Annotated in this window: 2 protein-coding genes; both read right to left on the reverse strand. The window is 31.0% G+C overall.

Translation table 11 applies throughout. The features are described from left to right. Nucleotides 1-188 precede the first annotated feature (188 nt). The gene (locus ND811_RS19080) at nucleotides 189-1,187 is read right to left on the reverse strand and encodes a DUF6602 domain-containing protein (RefSeq protein WP_265353576.1); all 999 of its coding nucleotides are present in this window, start codon (nucleotides 1,185-1,187) and stop codon (nucleotides 189-191) included. 171 nt (nucleotides 1,188-1,358) lie between these two features. After that, complete coding sequence (locus ND811_RS19085; RefSeq protein WP_265353575.1) at nucleotides 1,359-2,288, reverse strand: hypothetical protein; 930 nt, start codon at nucleotides 2,286-2,288, stop codon at nucleotides 1,359-1,361. Between the last annotated feature and the right edge of the window lie 61 nt (nucleotides 2,289-2,349).

Here is a 2,349-nt window from a genome sequence, read left to right on the forward strand (position 1 = left end):
GATTTAACCTATTGCAATTAACGAAAAAGCTTACCGACGTTCCTCGTAGCTGAGCCTCCTTAGGAGGCGTTAGCGTCGGCGCGATATTTGCGTAGGCAAAAATCGTGCCGGAGAGGAATGTGTCGGAGACCGAGCGAGGCCGTAAGTGCCGAAGCGCAGCGGTAAGGCGCTGTTATGCGAAGTCGAAATTAACGAGAAAAGATTTTCTTAATTTTTTCGATATACTGAGTATCGGCAGAGAAATTTTGTATTAGATAATTTAGACAAAAGTCTGCAGAGCTATTTAATTTGAATGAAACTAAGTTTAGTATCAGGGCTGGTAGTATTTTCTTCATTTCATTTTTTGTAAAATTTTCTTCAATTAATCGTATGCATTTTTCATGTTCACCGTTTTCGGAGGCTTTTTGGATTAAATTATACTGTTCAATTCTATCGATATTCACTTCAAATCCATTTACAATGTCTTTGTAATAAAGCATATCTATTCGTCCAAATTCTGTAGCATAATACCCTATTTGAAATTCTTTATTAATGGTATTTAGAATACCTATAAAAAACATTTTAATATTGAACTCAAATCTATCCTCAACGACGGACCATGCGTAATTCAATATTCCAAAATTTGGGTGAGTATCAACTCCAAAATAATAATAACCTTTGTTTGGTATACAGATAACTGGAATTGGAGGTAACGGTGAGAACCCACCTGAAAATTTAATTAATTTTCGAAAATCTGAATGTTTTACTTTTGATTTACTATTGTATGCAAAATAGCAAATGATCACTTGATTTGTGTTTTTAGAGGCTTCCGATTTTTTTAAAGAATTTATAATTCTGGCAGATTCAATGCTTTTTTTAATTTCTATACTAGTTGAAATAGATTTCACCTCTATTACATAATGGACACTTTCGATTGGAATATATTCGACATTAGCTAAATTTTGCTTAGTTGTTTTTTTTGAATATATTACGATGTCGCACTCTTTTGAGATATTTCCATAGCTGTCTATTATAAAACAATTATTGGATATAGCATATTCTTCTGTTAAATAATTTGCCAAAAAGTTCGAAACTAAGGATTCCCTAGATTTACCTGTATAAAGGGGGTGTTTGCTTTCGGATGTATATTGATATTCATCAATAATTTTCTTAATTTCATATTCAAATTTTTTTTGTATTGGATTCATATTTTTCGATTTCGCATAACGAACTAGACTTACCGAAGTTCCCTGACCCTGAGTCCCGGAACGGGACGTTAGGGACTGGCATGTAGCTTGCGTAAGCAAGGCGAATGCCAGAAAGGGAATTTGCCGGAGGCCGAGCGAGGGCTCGTCCCGAAGCGTAGCGGTAAGTCGCTGTTATACGAAGTTTCTCTTGGTTATTTTTATATTCTGGTTAACTGAAAATTCATTTAAATTTAATGCCTTATGCAATATAATAAGTGTTTTTCGAAATAATTTATCATAAATTGATAAAGACAAAATTGCTAATACAATTGTAAAAAAGTTGTTTTCAGTTAGTTTTATGATAAAGCTTAAAAATTTATTTTCAATTTTAATAAAGTAAATATATCCATAAAATATTAATGTCAAAGAGCAGTAAGATATGATAGTGTTAAAATTTGTTGAATATTCTCCAAAAGAATAGTCTTTTTTCTTGTTATACTTGATTTCCTTTATATTTAGACTATTCTCCTTTTCGTCGTATAAAGGATCTTCCTCATTAGTGATTTCATTTCCAAGCAGGTATTTTAATATAAATCTAATAGTTTTTGAGATAGGTTTTGTTATGCTTAACTTCAGGTGTTCGATGTAGATTTTAATTCGTGCTGGAAAACCATTAAACTTATATAATGTTATTAAATGATTCTTCATGCAGAAATCTATTAATTTAGTAAATTCTATTTTATCATTTTCAATATAGAATTGCTGTTCAAATATATCAAATCTTATTAAATTTTCTATTTCAATATCGATTGGAAATAGAGTTTTAAGAGATCGGGGGGAAACTTTTTTTAATTGAAAGCTTCCTGGAATAGATTCTTGATAGAACTCTACAATAATGGAGATATTTAATAAGCTGTTTTCACATTTGTTTAAATCATCTTCAACTTTAAATCGGATTAATGTAAATTTGTTTTCATTTAATAAGTTGGTTTTTGTCCATTTGTTTGGATATTTTATTCGAAAGCTAAAGCCTTCGTTATTCAAAAAAGTACGTGGTTTGGTATAAGTTGCAATTTTTGAAAGATCGAAATTTTCTAATTTAAAAATATCTTTTTGTTCCATAAGTTTTGAGAAATTTCGTATAACGAACTAGACTAACCGACGTAGGCTGGCCCTGAGTCCC

Source organism: Leptospira soteropolitanensis (assembly GCF_026151655.1).
GTDB classification, from domain to species: Bacteria; Spirochaetota; Leptospiria; order Leptospirales; family Leptospiraceae; genus Leptospira_A; species Leptospira_A soteropolitanensis.